This window comes from Actinomadura syzygii, from assembly GCF_008085905.1.
Classification (GTDB): Bacteria; Actinomycetota; Actinomycetes; order Streptosporangiales; family Streptosporangiaceae; genus Spirillospora; species Spirillospora syzygii.
In genome coordinates this window covers 76,990-101,728 of record NZ_VSFF01000012.1, presented here as the reverse complement: position 1 = coordinate 101,728, position 24,739 = coordinate 76,990, and the positions used below count along the sequence as shown (strand labels likewise).

The window sequence follows — 24,739 nt, the reverse complement described above, 5'->3', positions numbered from 1 at the left end:
AATTGCCGGGATGCGCTGCCAGGTGACTCATCGGGCATGGCCCGGCGCCCGGCTCAGGTTCCGGGGAGGATACGGCGTGTTTCGTAGGCCCACATCGCGATCTCGACCCGGTTGCGGGCGCCGAGTTTGGCCATCAGGCTGGCCAGATGCGTCTTCACCGTGCTGAGGCTGATGTGCAGCGCATCGGCGATCTCGGTATTGGTCAGCCCGCGGGCGACGGCGAGGAGCACCTGCTCCTCGCGGGCGGTGACGGCGGAGATCGGCTGGGCCGCGGGGCGGCCGGCGGGCAGGTCCGCGAATGCCTGGAGCAGGCGGACGGTGACGCTGGGCGCGATGAGCGCCTCACCGTCGGACGCCGACCGTACGGCCTGGGCCAGAAGGTCTGGTCCCGTGTCCTTGAGGAGGAATCCGCGGGCGCCGGCGCGCAGCGCGCCGTAGACATACTCGTCGAGGTCGAAAGTGGTGATGACGACCACGGCAAGCGGGTCGGCGACGTCCGGGCCGGCGACCAACCGGGTGGCCTCGAGCCCGTCGGTCACGGGCATGCGGATGTCGAACAGGCAGACGTCGGGGCGCAGTTCGCGGGCAAGGCGTACGGCCTCCCGTCCGTCGGCGGCCTCGCCGACCACCTCGATGCCGGGCTGGGCGTTCAGCATGATCCGCAGCCCGGTGCGGATGATGGTCTGGTCGTCAGCGACGAGGACGCTGATGGGCACCGCTTTCGGCCCTCCCTTTCGGCAGCTCGGCTTCGACATGCCAGCCCTGGTCGGCGCCGGGACCGGCCTGTAGTTCGCCGCCGAGCAGGGCCGCGCGCTCGCGCAGTCCGGCAAGTCCGTATCCGGCACGGCCGTATCCGGCACGGCCTCGGCCGGTGCGTTGGCCGTTGTCGCGCACGCTCACCCGCACCGTGTGCCGTTCGCCGGTGACCCGGACCACGACCTCGGTCGCGCTGACCGCATGGCGCATCGCGTTGGTCACCGACTCCTGCACGATGCGGTAGACGGCCGCGTCCACGGCCGGGGGAAGCGTGTCCAGCTCGCCGTCGAGCCCCAGGTCGACCTTGAGGTGAACACTCGGCGTGCGGACCAGGCGCTCCAGGTCCGCGACGCCGGCAGGCGGCGCAAGTTCGGCGCCGACCCCGCGGTCGCGCAGCGTGGCGACCATGGCCCGCATTTCCTCCAGCGTGCGTGCCCCTTCCTCCTCGACCCCCTCCAGCGCCTCGACGGCGGCGGACGGGTCGGTGGCCGCGAGCACCCCGCCCGCCTGGGCGCGGATCACCATGGCCGACACGTGGTGGGCCACCGTGTCGTGCAGTTCCCGGGCGAGCTGCTCGCGCTCGCGGGAGCGAACCTGCTCCAACTGCCGCTCGCGTGCGGTCTCCCAGAACCGCACGGCGGCCCCGATCAAGCCGGGCAGCGACAGGAAGACGAAGCCCCCGACCTGTTCGGCGGCCGGGGTGTCGTACGTGACGACGCACAGCGCGAAGGTCGCCAGGATCACCACGCCGCCCAGCACGATCTCGCGTCCCGATCCCCAGCGGAGCAGCGCGTACACCAGCACGAGCACGACCACGCCGGTGTCCAGGCCGACGGGCTCGCGCGGTGCGGCGACGAGCGAGGCCGCCTGGAGCAGGCTCGTCGAACCGAACGCCAGCGTGACCATCGCCAGCGGGCGCGTCCGGCGCCACAGGGGCAGCAGGCACAGCCACACGGCGAACACCACCGCCACCGGCCGCCACACGACGTCCTCGCGCAGGGTGGCCTCCAGCACCACACCGCCCAGGCCCGCGGCGAGCAGCGCCCAGTCCCGCCACACCCGGGCGGGCGCGTCGGGCGGCCGGGGTTCGGTCCACAGGGTTCGCAGGTTCTCTCGCAGCACGGTTCTCAGCCTAGGGACCGCGCCGTGCCGCGCATCGGCCGAAAGGACGGGACGTCAGTCCGCCCTGGGGCCGACGAATCCGCAGCCCACGAGCCGATGCCGCACAGCGCCGCGGCGACGAACCTCGGCATCGTCGGCCGTACACGGACGGCCGACGAGGTGGTTGGAGGACCCGATGCTCTCGAAAGCCCTGTTGCGCCTGGGCGCAAGCTCCGCCCGCCATCCCTGGCGGGTGATCGCGGCATGGCTGGTCGCCGCCGCGCTCGCCGTCCTCGCCGCGAGCGCCATCGGCGGGCGGACCGCGGACTCGATGACCGCTCCGGGACTGGACTCCCAACGGGCCGCGCAACTGATCGAGCGGGCCGGCACCGGCCAGGAGGGGATGACCGCCCAAGTGGTCGTCACCCCCCTCGACGACGGTGCGACGTTCCTCGACCACGGCAGCGCGCGCATGGCTCTCACGCGGCTGCAGACCGAGGTGCGGCGGCTGCCGCACGTCCTCGGCACGAGCGACCCGGCGGGGGTGCTCGACGCAGGCCGGGACACCGCCGCGCGCGGCGGCCTTGTCTCGGCCGACGGGCGGATCGCGGTCGTCCGGGTGCAGTACCCCGACCAGAGCCGGCTGTCCGCCAGGGACCTCGACGCCCTCGTCGATCTCGGCGACCGGCTGCGCGCCGAGCTGCCCCTGCGCATCGAGATGGGCGGAAACCTCTTCTATGCCTTCTCCGACCCCGACGGCGGCCCGAGCGAGCTGATCGGCATCCTCGCCGCGGCCGCGATCCTGTTCCTGGCGTTCGGTTCGCTCGTCGCCGCCGCGCTGCCGATAGGCATGGCGGTCTTCGGGCTGACCGTCGGAGTCGCCACGATGACAGTGCTGGCGGGGGTGACGGACGTCCCGACCTTCGCCCCTGTCCTGGGCAGCATGGTCGGGCTCGGAGTCGGCATCGACTACGCGCTGTTCGTGCTCGCCAGGCACCGGGAGTACCTCGCGCGCGGGTTCGATCCCCGCGAGGCGGCGGGGCGAGCGGTGGCCACGGCGGGGAGGCCCGTGGTCTTCGCCGGCGGCACCGTCGTCGTATCGATCCTCGGCCTGGCGGTCGCGAACGTGCCGTTCATGACGGTGGGCGGGCTCGCCGTCTCGATCGTCGTTCTCACCATGGTGGTCGCGTCGGTGACGCTGCTGCCGGCCTTCCTCGGCGCGGCCGGCCCACGCCTGGCCCGGCCCGGCCGGATCGGCCGGGCCCTGCGGACCAGGAACCCGGGCCGACTCGCACGGCGGCGGGACCCGGCGGCGGGCGCCGCCCCCGCCACCGGATGGCGGCGCTGGATCGGGCACGTCAACCGGCACCCGCTGCCGTACGCGGTCGGCGCGGCGGGGCTGCTGCTGACCGCGACGCTGCCCGTACTCGGCCTGCGCGTCGGCCTGCCCGACGACGGCTCACTGCCCCGCAGCCGTACCGAGCGCCGCGCCTACGACCTCGTCGCCGAGGGGTTCGGCCCGGGCACCAACGGTCCCCTCGTCATCGCCGCGGACCCCGCCGGTGATCCGGGGGCGCTGAACCGAGTCGTCGCAGCGGTCACGGCGGATCCGGGCATCGCATCCGTCGCGCCGACGCATGTCGATCGGGCCACCGGCATCGCGACCCTCGCGGTGTTCCCAACCACCAGCCCACAGGACAAGGCCACGACCGACACCATCGCCCGGCTGCGCACCGACGTGCTGCCCACGGCGATCGGGCACGGCCCGGCCAGGGCCCACGTCGGCGGCGCCGCCGCGAGCCTGTCCGATGTGGGCCAACGCACCAGCCAACGCCTGCCGCTGTTCGTCGCCGCCGTGCTGGCGATGTCGTTCCTGCTGCTGATGCTGGTCTTCCGCTCGATACTCGTACCGCTCAAGGCGGTACTGCTGAACCTGCTGAGCATCGGCGCGGCCTACGGCATCATGGTCGCGGTCTTCCAGTGGGGCTGGGGAGGCGCACTCATCGGGCTGGAAGCGACGGTTCCGATCGTGTCGTTCATCCCGATGTTCCTCTTCGCCATCCTGTTCGGCCTGTCGATGGACTACGAGGTGTTCCTCCTCTCCCGCGTACGCGAGGAGTACCTGCGCACCGGCGACAACGGCACGGCGATCGTCGAGGGCGTCTCGGGCACCGCCCGGATCATCACCTCAGCCGCTCTCATCATGGTGGCGGTCTTCCTGTCCTTCGCCGTCGCCGACGACCCCTCCGCCAAAATGTTCGGGCTCGGCCTGGCCACCGCGATCCTCATCGACGCCACGGTCGTACGCATGGTGCTGGTACCGGCGACCATGACACTCCTCGGCCGGACCAACTGGTGGCTGCCGAGGTGGCTGGACCGGATGCTTCCCCGCGGCCCGGTCGGCACCGACGCGGAATCCACGGGTGAGGCCACACGTCCACGGCTGGTTGACCGTTGACTCAAACCCTGCCGCCCTTGGCGTCCGGCCGGATGCGGGATCGGCCGACGGGACCGCTTACCCTCACCTTCTTCAGGACGGGGATGAACTGCGGGCTGTCCGCGACGTGGCCGTATCTCAGAGCGGGCTATGGAGCCTTCCGGACCAGCGCGGTATCAGTTCTTATGGTCGGCGATCACTCCGCAGGCCGTGCGGCCGCCTGAGTCGCCCGCCTTCAGGGTGTCGGCGTCCGGGCCCTTCTTGCCGCCGGACTCGTACCGCTCCGGGATGTTGCCGTGGTTGTCGGCCAGCGCGTGGACCACGATCGCGCTGCCGTCGGCGTCCAGCAGGTCCTCGGCCCGGAACCGGTCGGTGACCGTCTCCGACGTTCCGCGCCCGTCCTGCCCGATCAGCAGGTTCGGCAGGTCACCCGCGTGCGCCCCGTGACCGTGCGTCCCACCCAGGTCCAGGTGCGGACCGGCGGTGAAGAAGGGGCTGACCTTGCCGGTGTTGGGATCGACGGCCCCGGGATCGCACTTGCCGGTCGCATGGATATGGAAACCATGGAAACCGGCGGGCAGGCCCCACACCTGGACCGACACTCGCTGGAATCCCCCGTCGGCTCCCGCGACGGTCAACTTCCCGACTTCCTTGCCCTGGACGTCCAGGACTTGCGCTGTCAGGCCCTGCCGTCCTTGACCGGTGGCCGCCTGGACGGCCGCCGAGACCGCCACGACCCCCGCCGCTCCCCCGATCGTGGCCAGGATCGCCAGGTGAGCGATTGAAACGACTCTCTTCATGTCCGTCTCTTTCTAGGAGTGGGAAGACCTTCTACACCGCATGCCTTGCTAGTGGCACCCGCACAGGGACATCAACGGCGCAAAGCAAATCCGGCAGCCTTCAACAAAACCCAGTCACCTATGGCCAACCGGTTGCCCCGCGCACCCCCCTTATCCCGTTCCAACAGCCCGTCGGCCGTCAACCTGCTGTCCAACCTGGGAGAACGGCGATGAGCATGCCGGGGATTCATGAGAAGTCGCGGACGAGAGTCCTGCGTCGAATCGCCACCCGATCGCGGGCCGCGAATCCAGAGAACCGCTCACCAGGAAGGCGAGCAGCGTGATGCCCAACACGGGCACGGCCCAGCCCACCAGCCAACTCGCCGGTATCCCGCTGAGCAGTAGGGTGCAGTCGCGCGGTGCGTTGTGCTGTACAAGGTGTCGTCCGACCGGTCGGCCTATGGCAGAGTTACGACATAGATACCCTTCTTGCGTTCTGCTGAGCGGGTCCGCATCCCCGTTGCTCCTCCTACGCTCGCGGGCCATTGCGTTGTCCTGGACCACGTCGCGCCGCGCAGGGTGGCGCCGGTGAGCCTGGTATCGGAGAGCTTCGCGCCTTCGAGTTTCGCGCCTTCCAGGCGCGCATGGACCAGGGATGCGAAGCTCAGATCCACCGACCGCAGGTCCGCGCCGCCCAAGTTCGTCCCACCCAGGTCCAGTTCGACAAGGCTCTTGCCGCGGAAGCTGATGTTTGACAGATCAGCCTCGTAGTTACAGCCCCCGCGCCAGCAGGTGGTGAAGTGCGGTCGCCGGACAGGGATCACGCCGAGGGCGGCTCGAACATCGACGGCCAGATCGCTCTTGTTGGTGTTGGGACCAGTGGCCCGATCTTGGGCGTGTAACCGTACGTAGCCCGCCAAGGTCCGGATGATGCCGCGTCGATCCCGTGCGGAGTCATCGAGAAGTCGCCGCAAAGCGTAGATGGCACTGAGCCGGACAGCGGGATCGGACGAGCTCAACTGCTCGGTGGCTTTGTTGTACCGGTCGGTGATCTGACCCTGTTCGGCGTTGTGCAGGGTCAGCCACGTGGCGACGAGGCCGGCCAACGTGAACACCACGCCGAACAGGATGCCGATGCTATTGAGGGTCTGGTGTCGACCGGCCCGCCGCCGGCTCAGGAGCTCAAGACGCTGTTCGACGGGAAGCGCGTCGAGTTCCTGCTGCGTGGGTTCGGTGATCCGGGCACGCCGCCGCCCGCGGCCTGTGGCCAGGGGAGGACTCGCTCCCTCCGCGTCCGCCGGGTCCACCGGCTCATTCGGGGGTGTGCCAGACTCGGCCGGATCGCTCACCTTCGGCACGGTAAGCGCTGACCAGGCCATCATGTGCGGCGAACCGGCCGCGGCAGCCCGTCCGCCTCCGGCCATGCGTTGGCGTTGATCGCGATCCTGTCACCCAGTGCGCGTGGGCACGGCCGCCCTGACACGATTTGGATCACCTGAACATCGTCGTGACGAAGGGGTACGTGGGGCCCATGGGCATGGTTGGGCTGGACGGCTAGGTGCGTGTTCTGAAAACTGTCTGACCGGTCGTCAGGTTGAGTCTGCTGCTTGCTGGGCTCGGGTCTTGGTGAGACTGTCAGAACTGGGTGCGGTCGACACGATCGTCCACTGGTCGGTCAGGTTGTCGTGCTTCGGTGCCGACGGTGCGTTAGCCCCGTCGGCACCGAGTTGGCCTAATCGCGGGCAGCGGCCTCAGCCGTTGAGCACGTACTGCTCCCACGGGCCTATCTCTGTCGCGCGGGCCCGCAGCATCCCTTGGTCTCCGCCGGTGTAGCCAAGCTCGGCGGACACATACCGGCTGTTGGCCTGAGACTGCAACGCCCACCTGCCGGTGCTCTGGTTGTAGAGCAGGTTGAACTTCTCCCACGGGCCGACGGCCGTCGCGCGGGCCCGCAGCATGCCCTGGTCGCCGCCGGTGTAGCCCAACTCGGCGGACACGTACCGGTTGTTGGCGGTGGAGTAGATCGTCACGGTGGACCCAGATACATAGAAGCTGTACTGCTCCCACGCGCCAATGGCTGTTGCGCGGGCCCGCAGCATGCCTTGATCGCCGCCGGTGTAACCCAGCTCGGCGGACACATAGCGGCTGTTGGCGGTGGAGTAGATGGTGGTCCCTGCTAATGCATCCTGGACGCTGCGGCCGTGGAGCAGAGTGGCCTGGTTGGCCGAAGTGACATGGACCCACCCGAAGTGCGTGGCGGGGCGCACCGGTGCCGCCGTAGCCGGTGGGGCGGCGAGGGCGAAGGCGGTCGCGAGGGCGAGCATGACCACCACAAATGAACGACGCATGCGTGAATACCTTTCACGTTTCCCGGCTTTTTGAATGGGAGCCCGGGTTGTGCCGCGAGTATGAACGCGCACCGTTTGTTGCCACAAGGCCACATATGGGTACTTTGACCGGTTATGGCCTACCTGTCCGGTCAGCGGCCCGCCTCCGGCGCGCGGGCCTGCACCGCTTCCGCGACGTCCCCGCCACCCCGCCAGACGTCCCGGCCACCACCGGACGAGAATGCCAGGCACCATTGACGAAAGAGCCGCACGACGAGCCGGGAGTAGACCGCAGGCAAGACCCGTACGGTGCGGCGTCTCTGGTCTGCCGCAGCGGTGGCTCGTCGGAGTCGATGAAGGCGCGGTTGGGCGGGGTGGGGCTCCAGTGGACCTGCGGATCCAGCCATTGAATCGGTCCATTGTGGGCCGCGAGCAGCGGTCGGATTTTCTCGCGGATGAATCAACCGCCAATCGCGGTTCACTTGTTGGTTAACGGCGGGTGACGTCGGAATGTGCAAGCCTTTTACTGAACGGTTCGCGGTAGTTTGAGCGTCTCATTGTGGCCGGTTCCTCCGCGTTCAGGGAGAAGGCTCATGCTGACCAGCTTGAATTCGGCGCTTGACAGTCGGGGGCTGTTGACCGGGCTGACGGTCGGCGTGGTGACGTTCGTCTGCGGCCTGGTGTACGGCAGGTTCCGCAAGCGGCGGCTGATCAGCTGGGCCGTGCTGTACGACGAGCCGATCAACCGGACCTTCCAGGACGACGGTCCGGACATGTGGGAGATCTCCTCCCAGGGACAGGAGATCGACAAGGGGAGCCTGGTCGTCCTGGACATCGCCAGCGCCGGCCGGGACGACATCGTGGAACAGGACTTCGCTCTGCCGCTGTCGTTCCAGTTCCCCGGACGCGAGGTCGTCCATTTCAAGGTCCGCGATTCAGAGCACGTGCGCAGAAAGACCATCGACGCCCCCGATGAGGAGATGCAGCCACCCGACGATCGGTCGAAGATCGTCCTGCCTCTCTTCTCGCTTAACCGGGGAATCGGCTTCAAGTTGCTGGTCCTGCTCAAAGAAACGGCCTCGGGGACCGGCACATCCAACGACCGCAACTACGAGGTCGTCGACGGCGGCACGGTGCGGGGCGGCGAGATCCAGCGCCGCAAACCCCACGATCGTCGCTACTGGTTCAGGGTGATCGCCGTGGGCACGGTCCTTTTGCTGTTGTTCGGCCTCACCGGTGGCATCTATCTGGCGAACCGGGTCGTCACCCCCGCCCCCGACTGCGCGATCGGCGCGTTGACCGTCCAGGGCTCGACCGCATTCGCGCCGATCGCCAACAACGTGGCCAACGAGTACGAGAACGCCTGCACAGGCGCGTCGATCACGATCTCCGCCGTGGGAAGCGGCGCCGGCCTGGACGACCTGCGCCAGCGTCCGACCCCGGGAGTGATCGCCATGACCGACGGCGAGGAGGACGGGAACACGCCGGGGCTGAGCGTCCGCCCGGTGGGACTGGTGATCTTCGCCGTGGTGGCCAACAAGAACCTCAAGCTGTCCGACCTGACCACCGCACAACTCCGCGACCTGTTCCGGAACAGCCCGTCCCCGGCGAACGGCAGCTTCATCGTGGTCGGACGCGACAACGGCTCGGGCACCCGAAGGAGCTTCGAGCAGAGCGTCCTGGGCACCCGAAGCACCGACTTCCCAGCCTCGGCCACCTGCCCGACCGCCCCCCAGAGCACACCGGCCGCCTGCACGATGAACACCACCATGGACCTGCTCACCTACATCGACCGCACCCCGAACGCCATCGGATACGCCGAAGCCGACGCGCTCACCTACTTCCCGAACGTCAGAACCCTCCGCATCGACGGCATCCCGGCCACACGCTCGGCCACGTTGAAGGGCTCCTACCATTTCGTCGCGACCGAGTACCTCTACACCGCGGGACAGCCGCGCGGCCTGACCGCCGACTACCTGGAATTCCTCACCAGCGACCCGATGACCGCGCGGCTGCGCGACCACAACTACGTCGGCTGCTCGGAACTATCCGGCACCGCCCTCGCCGGCCAATGCACCTGACCGTGAACCATTGCGGTTCGACCGCCGCGAAACGCTCGCCCCGACGAGCCGTCCGGGCGGCACGACTGCGGCATCACTGAGCGACTGTGGACGTGGCGTCAAAGCAAACCCGTTACGTGGCCCCCTCGCTGAAAGTGTTTCGGACGCAGGCGATGGACCACTCAATTTGACCTTGACCGGTGACGACGGGTTTTGCGGACGATAGAGAGGCCGCTTCCGGCCAGCACCACTTGTACCCCGGCCCGGGCGCCCATTCGTCGTCACCACCCTTCCGGACGAGCCCCACCCTCTGCCCGAAGGAACCGCATCCCCGCAGGTCGGAGCCCACGAGCAAGCACTGCCAGGCGACCGCTTTGGTCCGGGCCGGGCGATAGAAGCGCCTTCGCCAACTGAACCATCATTAGCCGATCATGATTGGAGAACCTCACAAGTCACATGCCGTTCAATTGCGGTTTTACTCACACAAAGCATGAATCTTCAAACGAAGCATTACGGTTCCCATCTGCGCCGCAATACACGGCGCCATCACCATCGGTCGAGCGGGGGGTACGTCCCGTGGTGCATCGTGGCCCGCGCCCGCGCGTCCTTGCGGCCGCCGCCGTCGGGCTGTCCGGCCTGGTCGTGGCGGCCCTTCTGATCGTGCAAGCGTTCAGAGAACAAGAACACCAGGCCGCCGCTCCGCCCACGCCCGGTGAGGCCGCGTCCAGGCTCCCCGCACACACAGCGTCGTCCCTGGTGTTGCCGCCTTCGGTGCCGTTGCGTCTCGACGTACCGCGGATCGCCGTCCGGACACCGCTGATGATGCTGGCCAAGAATCCGGACCAGACCGTCGAGACGCCGCCGCTCCCCCGCGCCCAGGAGGCGGGCTGGTACCGGCTCGGCGCCGCTCCCGGCAGCCGCGGGGCGGCCGTGATCATCGGACATGTGGACACGGCCGACGGCCCCGCGGTCTTCTACCGCCTGGGCGCCCTCCGCCCCGGCGACCGCGCGAACGTCCTGCGCACCGATGGCCGCACCGCCGAGTTCCGGATCGACTCGGTCGAACACGTCGGCAAGAATCGGTTCCCCACCCGGCGGGTGTACGGCGACCCCGGCTATGCGGCGATCCGGCTGATCACCTGCGGCGGGCGCTTCGACCGCCGCAGCGGCCACTACACCGACAACGTCATCGCCTTCGGCCACCTGGCCCGGGTCAGCGGCACGGGGGCCCGCTGACATGCGCCCCGACTCCGAGCACGGCATGACCGTCCCGCAGCGTCCCACCGGTCGCCACCTGGGACACCACCGGCTCTCCCAGCGCGAAACCCCCGCACCCGGCCGGTTGGCGGTCCCGACCGCATGGGACCTCGGCACCTCACCGACCATCACCGTCCCCGACCGGGTGATGCCGCGCCGCCGCCCGGCACCCCCGCAACCGGTCGCACCACGTGCACCCGCCGCTCCTCGCCGACCGGTCGCCACGCCACCGCCCCACCCGCGCCCGGCACCGACCCGGTCCCACCCCCGGGACGGCAAACGCGACCTGCCGCCCATCCACGCGGACGCGATGAGGGTGACGGTCCTCATCCCGGCGCACAACGAAGCGAAGCAGATCACCGAGACGATCGCCTCCCTGCGCCAGCAGGAACGCCCGCCGGACCACATCGTCGTCATCGCGGACAACTGCACCGACGCCACCGCCGCGTTCGCCCAGCTCTGCGGCGTCGAGATCGTCGGCACGCGCGGGAACCGGCACAAGAAGGCGGGCGCGCTGAACCAGGTCCTCGACCGGCTGCTCCCGATCTTCGGCCCGGACGACGCGATCATGGTGATGGACGCCGACTCGGCGCTCGACCCCGGCTTCATCCGCAACGGCGTCGACTACCTCGCCTCGGGCCGCTACGCCGCGGTCGGCGGCACGTTCACCGGCAAACCGGGCGGCGGCACGGTGGGGATGTTCCAGCGCAACGAGTACGCCCGCTACGCCCGGGACGTCCGGCGGCTCCAGGGCAAGGCGCTCGTCCTGACCGGCACGGCCACCATCTTCCGCGCCGCCACCCTTCAGAAGGTGGTCGCCGCCCGCCGCGAACGCCGCCTCCCCGGCCTCCCCCACGTCTACGACGTCCGGGTGCTGACCGAGGACAACGAACTCACCCTCGCCATCCTTCATCTCGGATTCCGCATCCTGTGCCCGAAGGAGTGCACCCTCACCACCGAGGTCATGCCGACCTGGCGCGAGCTGGCCCAGCAGCGGCTGCGCTGGAAACGCGGCGCCCTGGAGAACCTCCTCGACTACGGCTGGACGCCGATCACCCGCCCCTACTGGGGCCGGCAGTTCCTCTCCCTGATCGGCATCCTGGTGATCACCGCCTACCTGTCCTCGCTCGCCTACTCGGCGATCTGGCTCGGCGGGATCCAGATCAGCCCGATCTGGGCCGCCGTCACCGTCATCTTCATGGTCGAGCGGGTGGTCACCGTCCGGCAGCGCGGGCCGCTCCAGATGGCCCTCGCCGGCACCATCGTCGTCGAAATGATCTTCGACGTCTTCCTCCAGATCGTCCAGGCCCGTGCCTTCTGGCAGGCCGCCTGGCGCAAAGAAAGGAAATGGTAGGCATGTATAACAATCCCCCCATCGGCGGCGTGGCCGCCGGCTTCGGCGGCGCGGCGGCCGCCTCCCCCTGGCTCGGCCTGCAGGCCCTCTGGATCGGCCTGGCCCTCTTCACCGTCGTCTCCGCCGCCCTGGCGGTTAAGCGGATCCTCCCCGCCCGCGGGCACTGACCCGGCCGGACCGCAGCCATGGCCGACACACATCGGCCACTGAAGGCAGCTTCAAAGCGTTCGGTCCTGCGGCCTGATTCGAGGCCGCAGGACCGTCCTATGGGGAACGCGGACTATGGGTGGAAGGTGTCGAAGTAGTCGGCAGGGAGTTTGTTGAGCCAGGCGTGGGTGACGCCGGTCCAGCCGATGCGCAGGAAGTCGGCTTTGCCGTCTCCGTCGAGGTCGGCGAACTGGATGTCCTTGGGCGGAAGGTCGCCGTCCTCTGCGATCTTGCCGATGTCGCGGTAGGTTCCGCCCGAGCCCCGGGGCCCCTCGTTGATCCAGGCCCTGGCGCCGCCCTTGAGCGTGATGAGGATCCGGTCGGCGCGCTTGTCGCCGTTGATGTCGGCGTACCTGATCTCCCTGGGGTTCTGCAGGGCGCCGCTGATCTGCTGCGGCGGCGTCCAGTCCAGGTAGGTCAGTTGCCGTTCGGTGGCGAAGCCCCGGTTGTACCAGGCGGTCGTTGCGCCGTCCGGTTTGATCAGCAGGTAGTCGTCGCGGCCCCCGCCGGTGACGTCGGCGAACCGGATCTTGGTGGACGGGTCGATGTTCAGCCGCTCTCCCGCGGAGCCGTTGGAATAGACGTGGGTGTTGTCGCGGGGCTCCATGCACATGCGTGAGCCGGCCGGGTTGCCGGCCTTCCAGGTGTGCAGGTCGATGGTGCCCTTCAGGTCGACGACCATGCAGTCGGGGAAGCCGTCCCCGTCGACGTCACCGAACCGCAGTTGATTGCCGACCGCCCCGGCCCGGGGCTTGTAGGAGTTCTGGCCTTCGACGAACGGGACCCAGGCATTGCCGGACGGGCCGCCGTTCCACCAGAACCGGAAGTTCTGGTTCTTGTCCACCGTGACGAACTCGGCCTTGCGGTCCTGGTTGATGTCGACCATCCAGAACCGGTCGGTGGAGGGGAACTGCTTGGCCTGGATGACTCCGCGGTCATCCCAGTGCGTGCCCAGTTTGGAGCTCTTGTCGTCGGTGCCCGTGCCGCCGTCGGTAATGCCGCAGGCGTCGGACACCTCTCCGGAGTCCTGGTAGACGGGATCGAGGATCCGTCCCTGCGCGTTCGCCTCGTTGGCCGCCTTCACGAACGCCGCGCCGATCTTGTCGTATCCCTGGTCGGTGGGATGGTTGCCGTCCGGGCCGATGTCGGAGAGCTGCAGCCCGTGGTCGACGTACATCACGTTCACGCCCTCGTCCCCGAGCCGCTCCACCAGGCCGGGGATCTGGGCGTTGAAGGTCTTGCCCCGCGCGTCCCAGGCCGGGTCGGTGTAGGGCTGCACCCCGGCCACGAGCACGAGGGTGCTCTCGGCGTCCTTGCTGATCTGCCTGATCAGCGATTCCAGCCGTCCGATCGCGCCGTCCATCTGGTAGTTCTGGTTGACGTCGTTGCCGCCCGCGATGAGCGTGATGACGTTGGGTTTGTAGAGCTTGACGGAACAAGTGGCCTTGTCGGCGATCTCATGGATCCTGCGTCCCGGCCAGCCTTCGTTGTCCCGGTCCGCCATCCGGCCGACCCGGACCGAGCCCACCATGTCCACCTGGGGGGTGTCGTCGGTGTCGTTCATGAGCTTGACCTTGGCGCCGCCCTCGCCGGTCTCCCCGCCGTTGCGTTCGGCTATCCCTTGCAATCCCTGGTCGAGGACGTCCCGGTAGCCGTTTCCGTCCGAGCTCTTCTCGCCATAGGTGGTCGATGACCCGAGCGGCATGGCGCGGTAGGCGTACCGCTGCTCGTCACCGGGGCCGACGATCCAGTTCTCGACCGATGCCGTTGCGATGGCGGCGTCGAACGCCTCGGCCATCTTGGTGTACCCGCGGTCATTGGGATTCAGGCCGTCGTCGGCCAGATCGTCGGTCGTGACCTCGCCCATGTCGACCACGGCGACGTGCTTGCCGGCTCTCGCCCGCTGCGCGACGACGCCCGGGATCTCCTTGTTGAAGGCGGCGATCCTGGATTGGACGGTCTCGTCCCGCACGGGCGCCAGCGTGGACACCAGCACCGCGGCCTTGGGGGCGTCCTCGAGAACCTGGTCGATCAACGTCCCCATCTCGGCAGCGGCGCCGGCGACGCCGCGTTCCATTTCGGTGGTCCCGGCGTTGAGCAGGACGACGTTGGGCTTGTACTGCCCGACCGCGGTGTCGGCCCGGCGCGCGATCTCGCCGATCGTCGCGCCGGGATAGCCCTCGTGGTCGGGGTCGGGCGTCTGCCCGGACCGCTGCGAGCCGACGAAGTCCAGGCTGTGGACCTCGCTGATCGCCCTGCGGCGCAGTTCGTCCCGGAAGCCGGATCCGTGCGAGCTTCCGTAGCCTTGGGCGCGGCCGTCACCCATGGGCATGACCGCCAGATCTTCGATCCGCTCGGCGGCGCCCGCCGGCCGCCGCCTCGTTTGCTGGTAGATCCATCCCTGGATGGCCTGCAGGGCCACCGCGTACTGCTGCGGGCCATGGAGGCCGACGTAAACCCCTTGGAGCCTGCCGTCACGGATCACACCGGCGCCGGAGTCACCTTGGATGGGGCTGCCACGGAACGGTTGCATTTGCAGCAACGCCCCGTCGGGGCCCCAATCCCGCATGGGCGGCACAGCGCGGTTCAGCTCCACTTCGAGCCTGGCGCTTCTGAGCTCCAACGCCGGCGGACCACCTGGCTCGGTCGGTCCGAAGCCGTGGATGTCGACTTGCTGAAAGACCGGCGGCCTGCGGGTGTCGTCGTACTCGATGATCCGGTTGAAATTCTCCACTTCACCGTTGAGCTCAAGCAGGGTGACATCGGTGTTGGGATGCGGCACGTTGCGCCTCACCTCGAAGGTCTCTCCGAGGCCGCGGATTCTGCCGCCGACCCGAACCGTCATGCGCCCTGCGCTGGGCACGCAGTGCGCTGCCGTGAGGACCCAGTTCGGCGCGATGAGCGATCCGGTGCATCTGTAGCTTCCATCCAGCAGCACCTCGACCTGCCCCCAGCTGCCTAAGGCCACTTCACCGTTGATGATGGCCCGTGCGGAGGGCGCGGCAGGGGCGCCGAGAACGGCCAGCACCGCGATCAGCGCTATGGCCAGGCCGCGCGACCACGGTCTCTCGGGGGAGACCCGTCTCATCATGATGTGCCCATTCGTGGTTCCAATTCCGTTCGGAAGGTGACGTGAACTTGACAAATACCTTCGTGCCTGCGGCGCGGCATACGAGTTCCTCACCGTCCTTTTCGGGAAACGCGCCCCCATGCGGCGAGCCGTTCGCGGCGGGCGATCCCTCACCAGGCATGCCGGTACTAAGCAATTTGCCGTCACAGGCTCCGGCGCTCAATCCCGCCTACGAGAACCGCCCGGTACAGCCAGCGCTACCACCGTCCATCAGAACGGCGTCAGACCCGTCCAACGGAATAATCAGATAAGCAAGCGTCCGCACAGAGATCAGCGCAGGCGGCGGAGGTGGGGGTCCCATGTTCGGCGTGGCGCTAGGCGGATGCGGGCGTCGACGGTCACTACTCCGTCCGGGCGGACTATGGCGGGGTTGAGGTCGAGTTCGGCTATCTCGGGGTGGTCGGCCACCAGTCTGGAGAGGCGGAGCAGTGTGTCGCGCAGTGCCGCGAGGTCGCCGGGCGGACGGGCTCGATGCCCCAGCAGCAGAGTGGACAGGCGCGGTTCGCGGATCAGGTCGTCGGCCTCCTGCTCGGTGAGCGGGGCCAGCCGGGCGGCGCGGTCGGACAGCGCGTCGGTGTCGATGCCTCCGGCGCCGAAGATGACCACGGCGCCGAACACCTCCTCCTGGACGGCGCCGCACAGCACCTCGACGCCGTCTGCCGCCATGGCCTGGACGACCACGCCCTCCAGATCGTCACCGAACCGGGCGGCGAACTGGCGGAAGGCATTGCGGACGTCGCCGTCCCCGTGCAGGTCCAGTTGCAGGGCGCCCGCCGCGGTCTTGTGCACGATGCCGGGGACGTGCGCTTTCAACGCGACCCGGCCGCCGAGTTCGCGGGCCGCCGCCGCTGCTTCGTCCTCGAACCGCGCCCATCGCCAAGGGGCCAGCGGCAGGCCATAGGACTCCAGGAGCCGGAAGGTGTCGGTGGGCGGCAACCATCCGCCGTCCGGGGATCCGGTCAGGAAGCGGGCGGTGATGGCCGCAGCCTCCTCCGGCCGCAGGTCCGGCATGGCGGGCGGCGTATCGGACGGGACGCCCCGCCGCCGGGCGTGGGACCAGGCGTGGGCGAACGCGCGGACCGCGTTCTCCGGGTAGGCGTAGCACGGAACACCGTCATCGTTGATCAGGACGGTCTCCGGCTGCCCGAGGACGACGGCGGCCATCGGCTTTCCGTCCCCGCCGAGCGCCCCTCGCAGGTCACCGAGAGCCGTGGGCGCCAAGAGCGCCAGCACGAGGTCGACCGATTCGTCTGCGGCGACCGCATCGAGCACGCGGCGGAACGCCCCGGCCGATACCGCCGCGGTGGTGTCGACGGGGTTCGCGACCGCCGCGCAGGCGGGAAGCAGCGCCGCCAGGCGCCGCTGCGTGTCCGCTCCCAGGATGGGAACGGTCAGTCCGGTGTCGGCGCAGGCGTCGGCGGCGAGCACCCCGGCCCCGCCCGCGTTGGACACCACCGCCACCCGCCGCCCGTCCGGCAGCGGCTGGGTCGCGAGCAGCGCGGCGGCGTCCACCAGTTCGCCCAGGTCGTCGGTCGCCACGATCCCGGCCTGCTCGAACAGCGCCCGGCGGGTGAGCTCCGGGGTCGCGGCCGCGGCGGTGTGCGACGCGGCCGCCCGGGTCCCGGGCGCCGAGCGTCCCGCCAGGACGGTCAGCAGCGGCATCCGCTCGGCGACCCGGCGCGCGGTGCGGGCGAACTTGCGCGGGTTGCCGAACGACTCCACGTGCAGGATTCCCAGCCGGGTCGTCTCGTCCGACTCCCACCACATGAGGAGGTCGTTGGCGCTGACGTCGTACTTGTCACCGACCGAAGCGAACGAGGAGACGCCTATGCCCAAGCGTGACAACTGCTCCAACAGCGCGATCCCGACGCCGCCCGACTGCACCGCCACGCCCGCCTGCCCGGGGACGGGATGACGGGCCCCGAACGTCGCGTCCAGCCCGATGGCGGTGTTGGCGATTCCCAGGCAGTTGGGCCCGACCAGCCGCATGCCGTGCTCGCGGCACACCGCCAGCAGGTCGCGTCCCTGCGCGGCGGACAGCCCGGAGCTGAGCACCACCAGGGCGGACGTGCCGAACCGCCCGCACGCGGCGGCAACGCCCGGCACCGACTCCGCGGGCACGGTGACGACCGCCAGGTCCGGCGGTTCGGGGAGGTCGGCGAGGGACGCCACGCACGGGACACCGTGCAGGTCGTCGGGCCCCGCGCAGTGCGGGTTCACCGCGTGGACGCTCCCCTTGAAGCCACCGGCGACGATGTTGCGCAGGACCTCGGCGCCGACCGTCCCGGTGTTGCGGGACGCGCCGACGACCACGACCGTCCGCGGGCGCAGCAACGGCTCCAGGCTGGCCACGTCCGCGCGGCGTTCCCGCTCGGCCACCGCGTCCAGGTACCGCTCGTCGACTGCGAGCGGCAGCGTCAGGTCGACGACGCCGCCGGAGACGCGGCGGCGGGCGGGCATCCCGGCGTCGGCGAAGACCCGCAGCATCGCGGTGTTCTCGGCCAGCGTGTCGGCTCGGAACGCCCGGAACCCGTTGGCGCGGGCCAGCGACCCCAGATGCTCCAGCAGCAACGTCCCGACGCCCCGGTGGTGCATCCGGTCGGCCACGGCCATCGCGACCTCCGCCTCCCCCGGTACGTCGGTCGGCTCGTACTCCGCCACGCCGACCAGGTCCCCGTCCAGCCACGCGCCCAACGCGGCGTGATCGTCGCCGTCCGGGCGGCAGACCCGTCCGGCCACCGCGCTCGCCATGCCCCGGTTCAGGCCGAAGAACCGCAGGTAGAGACTCTCCTCGCTCAAGCCGCCGTGCAGCTCGCACACCGCGTCGCGGTCCGTCGCGTCCAGCCGCCTGATCTCCACCTGCGTTCCATCGGTCAGCAGGGCGAACGCCCGCGCGCCCGAGAGGCTCTCTGTCATGCCTCCAGGGTCCGACGAGACGGACCCGCAGATCAGCGTCCCAAGGTCACCGGCCGCAGGGACCTTGGTCCCACACCTTCGTACGTGCCGCGGCTGGCGGCGCCGGGGCCAATGGCCAGGCCGCCGGGGGCCAAGGTCCCTAGGGCGAACCACCGCGCACGGCCAATGCTCATTTCAACGGCCAATGCTCATGTCATCGGTCCACGCGCAGAAGGAGGCTCCCAATGCCTGGCACAGTTCCGGAGCAGTTCGACATCCAGGTCACGACCACCACGGACGTCGCTGAGGACGACGTGCGACGCGCCCACGAGATCGTCACCCGGGTGCTGGCGCACGCACCGCGCCCGGTCCTGCACGTCAGTGTGACGCTGAGCGTGCACCACGATCCCGCCGTGCCCCGGCCCAATCTGGTCTCGCTCCGCGTCGATCTCAACGGGCTGCCGGTCAACGCCCACGCCGCGGCGGCATCGATGCAGGAGGCCATCGGCCTGGCCGGTACCCGGCTGCGCGCCCGCGTGGAGAGTTCGGTTCAGCGCCGGGACGCCTTCCGCAGGACGCCGCGGCACACCCGGGCGTCCGGCAAGGGAGAACACCGACGGCTCGGATGAGGGACGGACGCCGCCCGCGCCGGGACGAAGGTCCCTACGGACGGGCGGACGCGCGGCGGACGCTGAGATCGGCAGAGCGTCCGCAACGGGCGGGCGCGCCGCGCACGAGTTGCTGCCGCCGCTGACACCCCGGTGACCGCACTGACCTGAGGAGAGGGACATGTCCACGCAACGAACGACGATCCTGGCCGGAGCCGACGGCTCGGCGTCCTCTGATCACGCCATCGGCTGGGCCGCGGACGAGGCCGCGCGCACCGCCACGACCTTGCGCATCCTGCACGTGGTGGAGACGGCCACTCTGGACGGGCCGGGGCACACCACCGACGGCATCTCCGAAGCCCTCGTGAAGTCCGGCAACCAGATCTTGGAAGAGGCCCGCGCCCTGGCCCTGCACCGCCGCCCGGCTCTGGCGGTCGAGACCATGCTCGTCCATGACCGCACCGTCGCGGCCGGGCTGCGCCAGTACGCCGACGAAGCCACCGCCGTCGTCGTCGGGCATCGCGGCCGAGGCGGCTTCACCGGACTGCTGCTCGGCTCCACGAGCCTGCGCCTGGCCGGCCACTACCCCGGCCCCGTCATCGTGATCCGCGACCGGCCCGAGGGTGACGACCCCACGACCGAGGAGGTCGTGGTCGGGCTGGACCTGGTCGAAGACCCGGCACCAGCGCTCGACCACGCGTTCGCCGCGGCCGCCGTCCGGGGCGCGCCGTTGCGAGCGGTGCACGCCTGCCGTCTGCCCACGCTCGCGATCGAGGCGCGAGTGGAGTGGCCGATCCTCGCCGACTCGCTCCGCGGCCACCTGGCCACGACCCTCGCCCCTTGGCGGGAGCGCTACCCCGACGTCAAGGTCGTCAAGGGCGTGGTCGCCGGGCACCCGACCGAGGCGCTGGCCATGGCCTCAACCAACGCCGCCCTGCTCGTCGTGGGCTCGCGCGGACGCTCCCTCCCGCTCGGCTCGGTGAGCCACGGCGTGATCCACCACGCGCACTGCCCGGTCGCCGTCGTCCGCCCCTACGAATGACCGGACTGTACGGACCTCGGTCCGCCGAGTGATGCGGGCGGAGCACGGCTGGGCGCTGCGCCGGGACGGGACCGCGTGGCGCCGGGTCGTAAGGACCTGGCGGGCCGCGCCGCTCGCGACACGGCTGACACGCTGCTGCTCCTCCCCGACGTCACCGCCGTCATGCGTGACCATGGGGTACCGACGTCCCGGCGCTCCCGTCCGTCGCCACGGGCACGCGAATCGAGGCCACATGAGCACCGACCTGGAAACACTCGACCGAGCCACCTGCCTGGACCTGCTCCGCCGCGTCCAGGTCGGCCGCATCGCCTGGGCCGGGGACGGCGGGATAGTCGACGTCCTGCCGGTCAACTTCGTCATGGACGGGGAGACGCCCGTCTTCATGACCGCACCCGGATCCAAGTTCGACGCCGTCCGCGCGGGGCGTCCGCTCACCTTCGAAGCCGACGACCTCGAACCCGCGCTCCGAACCGCGTGGAGCGTCCTCATCACCGGCCGCCCCGAGATCGTCACCGACCCCGGCGAGCTGGAACGACTCCGGACGCTGCCCCTCACCCCCTGGATCCACTGGCCCGACGCTTCCTTCGTACGACTGAGTCCCCACAGCGTCTCCGGCCGCCGGATCCCGTTGCACCCGGGCGGAGTCACCGTCGAACACGTCGACCCCACAGACGACTCCGCCTGAAACCGCGCCACCCGGGTCAGGCGTCCCTGACCTCGTCGATCGCCGCGTTTCCTGTAGGTGGGTGCCCCCGGTCACGCCTCCTTGAGCGGGACGCACCAGGACAGCACCGTCCCGCCGCCGGGCCGTGGTTTGGCGGTGCATGAACCGCCCAATGCTCTGGCCCGCTCGTCGATGTTGCGAAGCCCGCTGCGACGGCCGCCCTCAGGGATGCCGACGCCGTCGTCCTCGACCAGAACCGTGACGTCGTCACCGACGTCGATCTTCACAGCCGCCTCGGTCGCGCGCGCGTGCCGGGCGACGTTGGAGAGGGCCTCCTGGACCACGGCGAGCAGGTGGTCGCCGGTCTCGTCGTCGACGGCGGTGTCGAGCAGCCCGTCCAACCGGACCGAGGGGGCGAACCCGAGCTGCTCGGTCGCGGCGTCCACCAGCGCGTGCAGGCGGCTGCGCAGCGACTCCTCCACCTCCGGGCCCTGCAACGCGAAGATCGTCGAGCGGATCTGCCGGATGGTGTCGTCCAGGTCGTCCACGGCGCGCTGCACCCGGACCGCCACATCCCGCTTCTGTGTGATCTTGATGGCCGCCATCAGCCCCATCGCGGTCGCGAACAACCGCTGGATCACCGTGTCATGCAAATCCCGGGCAATCCGGTCACGATCCTCCAGCAACGTCAACCGCTCGGCGTCCCGCCGCCGCCCGGCCAACTCCAGCGCGACCGCCGCCTGCCCGGCGAACGCCTCCAGCAACCGCTGCGTCCCCGCCGAGAACACCGCACCACCGGGCGCGTTGATCACCGACAGGACGCCGCGCGCCGAAGCACCCAACCCGAGCGGCACCACCAGCAGCGGACCGATCGGCACGTGCACCGGGACGCCCGCCTCCTGCGCCGCCTTGCTCCCGTCGGCCAGCCGTAGCGCGGCGCCCTCGGCGAACACGGGCCCGGCGACGGAATGGTCCAGCGGCACCCGCAGTCCCTCAAGCCCCTCGGCGCCCGAGCCGTGCGCGGCCGCCACCGTGAAATGTCCGGCGCCCTCCTCGACCAGCGCCACCGCCGCCAAATCGGCGTCGGCTATCTCCCGGGCGCGCTGCGCGACCAGCGCGGTCACCTCATACGGATCAGTCCCCGACAACAACGCCGTCGAGATCTCCCCCGACGCCTCAAGCCACCGCTCCCGACGCCGCGTCTCCTCATACAACCGCGCGTTCTCGATCGCCACCCCCGCCGCCGTCGCCAGCGCCGTCACCACGACCTCGTCCTCCTGATCGAACTCCCCACCACCCGCCTTCTCCGTCAAATACAGATTGCCGAACACCTCATCCCGCACCCGAATCGGAACACCCAGAAACGACCGCATCGGCGGATGATTCGCCGGGAAACCACTGGACGCCGGATGACCCCCCAGATCAGGCAACCGCAACGGGTGCGGCTCGCGGATCAGCAGCCCGAGGATGCCGTGGCCCTCCGGCCAGTGCCCGATCGCCTCGATCTCGGCCTCACCGACACCGACCGTGACGAACCGGACCAGCCGCTCCCCCTCCTCCCCGATCACCCCCAGCGCGCCGTAACGGGCGTCGACCAGCGTGATCGCGGCCTCGGTGATCCGCCGCAGCACCGACTCCAGATCAAGCTCACTGCCCACCGAGACCACGGCCTCCAGCAGCGCGTGTACACGGTCTCGCGTCGACCGCGCCGCCTCCAACCGCGCCTGCAACTCCATCAGCAGGTCGTCCAACTGCAACTGCGGCAGGATCAGCCGCGCCCGATCCGGGCTGGTGTCAGGTCCCTCGGCCACGCCGCCAGTATCGCCCACCGACGGCGACGAGAGTCATGCTCCAGAAACACCGAGCCGATCCGTGGGACCTTCGGCCCTGGGAGCAGGCGCATGTTGGACGCAGGCTGGGGAGCGTCAGGAGGTTCCGCCCTGGACGGCGGAGCCGCCGGCGGAACGGGAACACGCCTGGGGGGAGCCATGACCGAGCCACTGGAGCAGCGCGCCGTCGCCGAACTGATGTCCCGCGACCTGCTCACCATCGCCGAGGACGAGTCGGTCCTCATGGCCTGGGAGCTGATGTGCAAGGCCGAGGTGCACCACCTGCCGGTCGCCGACGTCCAGGGCGGCTTTCTGGGCGTCATCGACGCCCAGACCCTCACCGCCGCCTGGAACGCCACCACCCCACGCGACGCCCGGCGTCCCGTGACCACCCTTCTGCCGCACCGCCGCCCCGCCACGGTGCGCCCGCAGTCCGCCGTGGCCGAGGCGGCCCGGGCCATGCTGGAGGCCGACACCGACTACACGCCCGTGACCGACGAACACGGCGCCCTCGTCGGTCTGATCACCGCCCGTGACCTGATCGCCGCCCTCGCCGGTGCACACCGCGACATCGCACCGCGCAGCGCGGGGATGCCGTCCCTGTACCGGGTGGAGCCGGTACTCCCCCAAACCCCGGGTCACCCGGACCGGAGCCGGATAGGCCCTGATTGACCGTGGCCTGCCAACGCCATTGATCCGGCCAGGTCGACGCTGGGTCGCGGCTCCGCTCGGGTCCCGGGGCCGAAGGTCGTCGATGTCTAGAAGCCCACGGCGTGACTACGTGTGCGGGCGCGAAAAGAGCCGCAGCCATCGATCGACGGCTGCGGCTCCTCTTTCGGCGGTGTCAGCGGGTCAGGACGACTTTGAGAGCCCCGGTGTGGGCGGCGTCGGCGAAGACGTCGTACGCCGTGGGGAACTCGTCCAGCGTGAAGTGGTGGGTGATGAAGCGCCCGGCGTCCAACTGGCCGCCCGACAGCAGGCGGAGCAGGGTCGGGGTGGAGAAGGTGTCCACCAGGCCCGTGGTGATGGTGATGTCACGGATCCACTGCTCCTCCAGGTGCAGCGCCGCCGGAGCGCCGTGCACGCCGATGTTGGCGATCCGGCCGCCCGGCCGGGCCAGCGCGACCGTCAACTCGAACGCCTCGGGCACGCCGACCGCCTCCACCGTCACGTCCGCGCCGAGCCCGTCGGTCAGGTCGCGGACGGCGCTCAGGGCGTCCTCGCGCGAGTTGTTGATCGTTATGTCGGCGCCGAACTCCTTGGCCGCCTCCAGTCGGCTGTCGGCCAGGTCGATGGCGATGACGTGACTCGGGCTGAACAACCGCGCGCCCATGATCGCCGCCAGCCCGATCGGGCCCGCGCCCACCACGGCCACGACGTCGCCCGGGCCGACGGCCCCGTTCAGCACGCCGACCTCGTAGCCGGTCGGCAGGATGTCGGCCAACATCAGCACGTCCTGCGCGGGCACCCCGGCGGGCAGCGGGTGGACGGAGGTGTCCGCGAACGGCACCCGCACGTACTCGGCCTGCGTCCCGTCGATCTTGTGGCCGAGGATCCAGCCACCGCCGCCCAGGCACTGCCCGTAGCGGCTCTCGCGGCAGAACCGGCACCTTCCGCAGGCGGTGATGCACGACACGAGCACCTGGTCGCCCGGCTTGACCGTCCGCACGCCGGGACCGACCGCCTCGACCGTGCCGACCGCCTCGTGCCCGAGGATCCGCCCGTCCGTCACGGCCGGGACGTCGCCCTTGAGGATGTGCAGATCCGTGCCGCAGATCGTCACCGCGTCCACTCGGACGATCGCGTCACCGTCGTCGATGAGCTGCGGCTTGGGAACCTCCTCCCATGCCTTCTTCCCAGGGCCGTGGTAAATGAGCGCACGCATGGCATGCCTCCTTCATTGAAGTCTCTTCTCGGTCACCGCGAAACCGGGTGCTCGCGCACGGGCCCCGCGCCGCCCATATCTAGTCGGAATGGCGGATAGCGGTCATTCATCAGAAATGCATAGCGGACGTCCCGCAGCTCCCAGCGGTTCATCCCCATGACGAAGTCGAAGATTCCGCGCGGATGGGGGCTTGTGAACAGCACCTACGTTCACCTTCGTCGACCCGGACCGCCGCGGCGAGGGAGCTACGTCCGCAACCGGCAGGACCAACGTCCGCAACTCGCCCCCCGCACCCACTGACAGTGCACTTCGACGGTGCCGCGTACCTCGAAGGACGAAGGTCCCTGGCGCCGTTCCTTTAGCCGACAGAGCCTGGAAGCGAAGCCGAACAGTGCCAACGGGAGACGA

19 protein-coding genes are annotated in these 24,739 nt (G+C 69.8%); 9 read left to right on the top strand and 10 right to left on the bottom strand.

Features of this window, described 5'->3' with window-relative positions; genetic code table 11:
- Window positions 1–53: 53 nt before the first annotated feature.
- Together FXF65_RS30705 and FXF65_RS30700 are read right to left on the bottom strand one after the other, a co-directional pair.
- Window positions 54–716, bottom strand: coding sequence for a response regulator (locus tag FXF65_RS30705; protein ID WP_148353552.1), 663 nt, complete (start codon window positions 714–716; stop codon window positions 54–56).
- Window positions 691–1,878 (bottom strand): sensor histidine kinase, encoded by a 1,188-nt coding sequence (locus FXF65_RS30700; protein WP_148353551.1) that lies wholly within the window; start codon window positions 1,876–1,878, stop codon window positions 691–693. The genes FXF65_RS30705 and FXF65_RS30700 overlap by 26 nt, the downstream gene beginning before the upstream one ends.
- A gap of 175 nt (window positions 1,879–2,053) precedes the next feature.
- On the opposite strand from FXF65_RS30700, the gene FXF65_RS30695 reads away from it, so the two are divergent.
- Window positions 2,054–4,315, top strand: coding sequence for an MMPL family transporter (locus FXF65_RS30695; protein ID WP_148353550.1), 2,262 nt, complete (start codon window positions 2,054–2,056; stop codon window positions 4,313–4,315).
- A 155-nt stretch (window positions 4,316–4,470) separates the two neighbouring features.
- Here FXF65_RS30695 and FXF65_RS30690 read toward each other — a convergent pair whose 3' ends face one another.
- From FXF65_RS30690 to FXF65_RS30680, 3 genes are all read right to left on the bottom strand, one after another.
- Window positions 4,471–5,094, bottom strand: coding sequence for a superoxide dismutase family protein (locus FXF65_RS30690; protein ID WP_148353549.1), 624 nt, complete (start codon window positions 5,092–5,094; stop codon window positions 4,471–4,473).
- 437 nt (window positions 5,095–5,531) lie between these two features.
- Window positions 5,532–6,422, bottom strand: coding sequence for a pentapeptide repeat-containing protein (locus tag FXF65_RS30685; protein ID WP_187412584.1), 891 nt, complete (start codon window positions 6,420–6,422; stop codon window positions 5,532–5,534).
- 402 nt (window positions 6,423–6,824) lie between these two features.
- Complete coding sequence (locus FXF65_RS30680; protein ID WP_148353547.1) at window positions 6,825–7,421, bottom strand: fascin domain-containing protein; 597 nt, start codon at window positions 7,419–7,421, stop codon at window positions 6,825–6,827.
- A gap of 572 nt (window positions 7,422–7,993) precedes the next feature.
- On the opposite strand from FXF65_RS30680, the gene FXF65_RS30675 reads away from it, so the two are divergent.
- The 4 genes from FXF65_RS30675 to FXF65_RS44040 all read left to right on the top strand — a co-directional run bounded on the left by FXF65_RS30675 (window position 7,994) and on the right by FXF65_RS44040 (window position 12,238).
- Window positions 7,994–9,481, top strand: coding sequence for a substrate-binding domain-containing protein (locus FXF65_RS30675; protein ID WP_148353546.1), 1,488 nt, complete (start codon window positions 7,994–7,996; stop codon window positions 9,479–9,481).
- Between the two features lie 555 nt (window positions 9,482–10,036).
- Window positions 10,037–10,696 carry a class F sortase gene (locus tag FXF65_RS30670; protein ID WP_187412583.1) on the top strand — a complete coding sequence of 220 codons (660 nt, stop codon included), beginning with the start codon at window positions 10,037–10,039 and terminating at the stop codon, window positions 10,694–10,696.
- Between the two features lie 331 nt (window positions 10,697–11,027).
- Complete coding sequence (locus FXF65_RS30665; RefSeq protein WP_148353544.1) at window positions 11,028–12,071, top strand: glycosyltransferase family 2 protein; 1,044 nt, start codon at window positions 11,028–11,030, stop codon at window positions 12,069–12,071.
- Between the two features lie 2 nt (window positions 12,072–12,073).
- The gene (locus FXF65_RS44040; RefSeq protein WP_187412582.1) at window positions 12,074–12,238 is read left to right on the top strand and encodes a hypothetical protein; all 165 of its coding nucleotides are present in this window, start codon (window positions 12,074–12,076) and stop codon (window positions 12,236–12,238) included.
- A 113-nt stretch (window positions 12,239–12,351) separates the two neighbouring features.
- Here the strand turns inward: FXF65_RS44040 and FXF65_RS30660 are convergent, their stop codons facing one another.
- Window positions 12,352–15,366 (bottom strand): GDSL-type esterase/lipase family protein, encoded by a 3,015-nt coding sequence (locus tag FXF65_RS30660; protein WP_281288972.1) that lies wholly within the window; start codon window positions 15,364–15,366, stop codon window positions 12,352–12,354.
- A gap of 312 nt (window positions 15,367–15,678) precedes the next feature.
- Window positions 15,679–18,324, bottom strand: coding sequence for a bifunctional acetate--CoA ligase family protein/GNAT family N-acetyltransferase (locus FXF65_RS30655; protein ID WP_148353542.1), 2,646 nt, complete (start codon window positions 18,322–18,324; stop codon window positions 15,679–15,681).
- A 224-nt stretch (window positions 18,325–18,548) separates the two neighbouring features.
- On the opposite strand from FXF65_RS30655, the gene FXF65_RS30650 reads away from it, so the two are divergent.
- From FXF65_RS30650 to FXF65_RS30640, 3 genes are all read left to right on the top strand, one after another.
- Window positions 18,549–18,932, top strand: a complete 384-nt coding sequence (locus tag FXF65_RS30650; RefSeq protein ID WP_148353541.1) for a hypothetical protein — start codon at window positions 18,549–18,551, stop codon at window positions 18,930–18,932.
- Between the two features lie 160 nt (window positions 18,933–19,092).
- Complete coding sequence (locus FXF65_RS30645; protein ID WP_148353540.1) at window positions 19,093–19,953, top strand: universal stress protein; 861 nt, start codon at window positions 19,093–19,095, stop codon at window positions 19,951–19,953.
- A 232-nt stretch (window positions 19,954–20,185) separates the two neighbouring features.
- Window positions 20,186–20,638: a pyridoxamine 5'-phosphate oxidase family protein gene (locus FXF65_RS30640; protein ID WP_187412580.1), complete on the top strand. Its 453-nt coding sequence runs from the start codon at window positions 20,186–20,188 to the stop codon at window positions 20,636–20,638.
- A gap of 71 nt (window positions 20,639–20,709) precedes the next feature.
- On the opposite strand, the gene FXF65_RS30635 is transcribed toward FXF65_RS30640, so the two are convergent.
- Window positions 20,710–22,353 (bottom strand): sensor histidine kinase, encoded by a 1,644-nt coding sequence (locus FXF65_RS30635; RefSeq protein WP_148353764.1) that lies wholly within the window; start codon window positions 22,351–22,353, stop codon window positions 20,710–20,712.
- Between the two features lie 252 nt (window positions 22,354–22,605).
- Here FXF65_RS30635 and FXF65_RS30630 point away from each other — a divergent pair, with 252 nt between their 5' ends.
- The gene (locus FXF65_RS30630; RefSeq protein ID WP_187412579.1) at window positions 22,606–23,118 is read left to right on the top strand and encodes a CBS domain-containing protein; all 513 of its coding nucleotides are present in this window, start codon (window positions 22,606–22,608) and stop codon (window positions 23,116–23,118) included.
- A 172-nt stretch (window positions 23,119–23,290) separates the two neighbouring features.
- Here the strand turns inward: FXF65_RS30630 and FXF65_RS30625 are convergent, their stop codons facing one another.
- Both FXF65_RS30625 and FXF65_RS44035 read right to left on the bottom strand, forming a co-directional pair.
- The gene (locus tag FXF65_RS30625) at window positions 23,291–24,331 is read right to left on the bottom strand and encodes a zinc-dependent alcohol dehydrogenase family protein (protein ID WP_148353537.1); all 1,041 of its coding nucleotides are present in this window, start codon (window positions 24,329–24,331) and stop codon (window positions 23,291–23,293) included.
- Between the two features lie 32 nt (window positions 24,332–24,363).
- The gene (locus FXF65_RS44035; protein ID WP_187412578.1) at window positions 24,364–24,534 is read right to left on the bottom strand and encodes a hypothetical protein; all 171 of its coding nucleotides are present in this window, start codon (window positions 24,532–24,534) and stop codon (window positions 24,364–24,366) included.
- Window positions 24,535–24,739 lie beyond the last annotated feature (205 nt).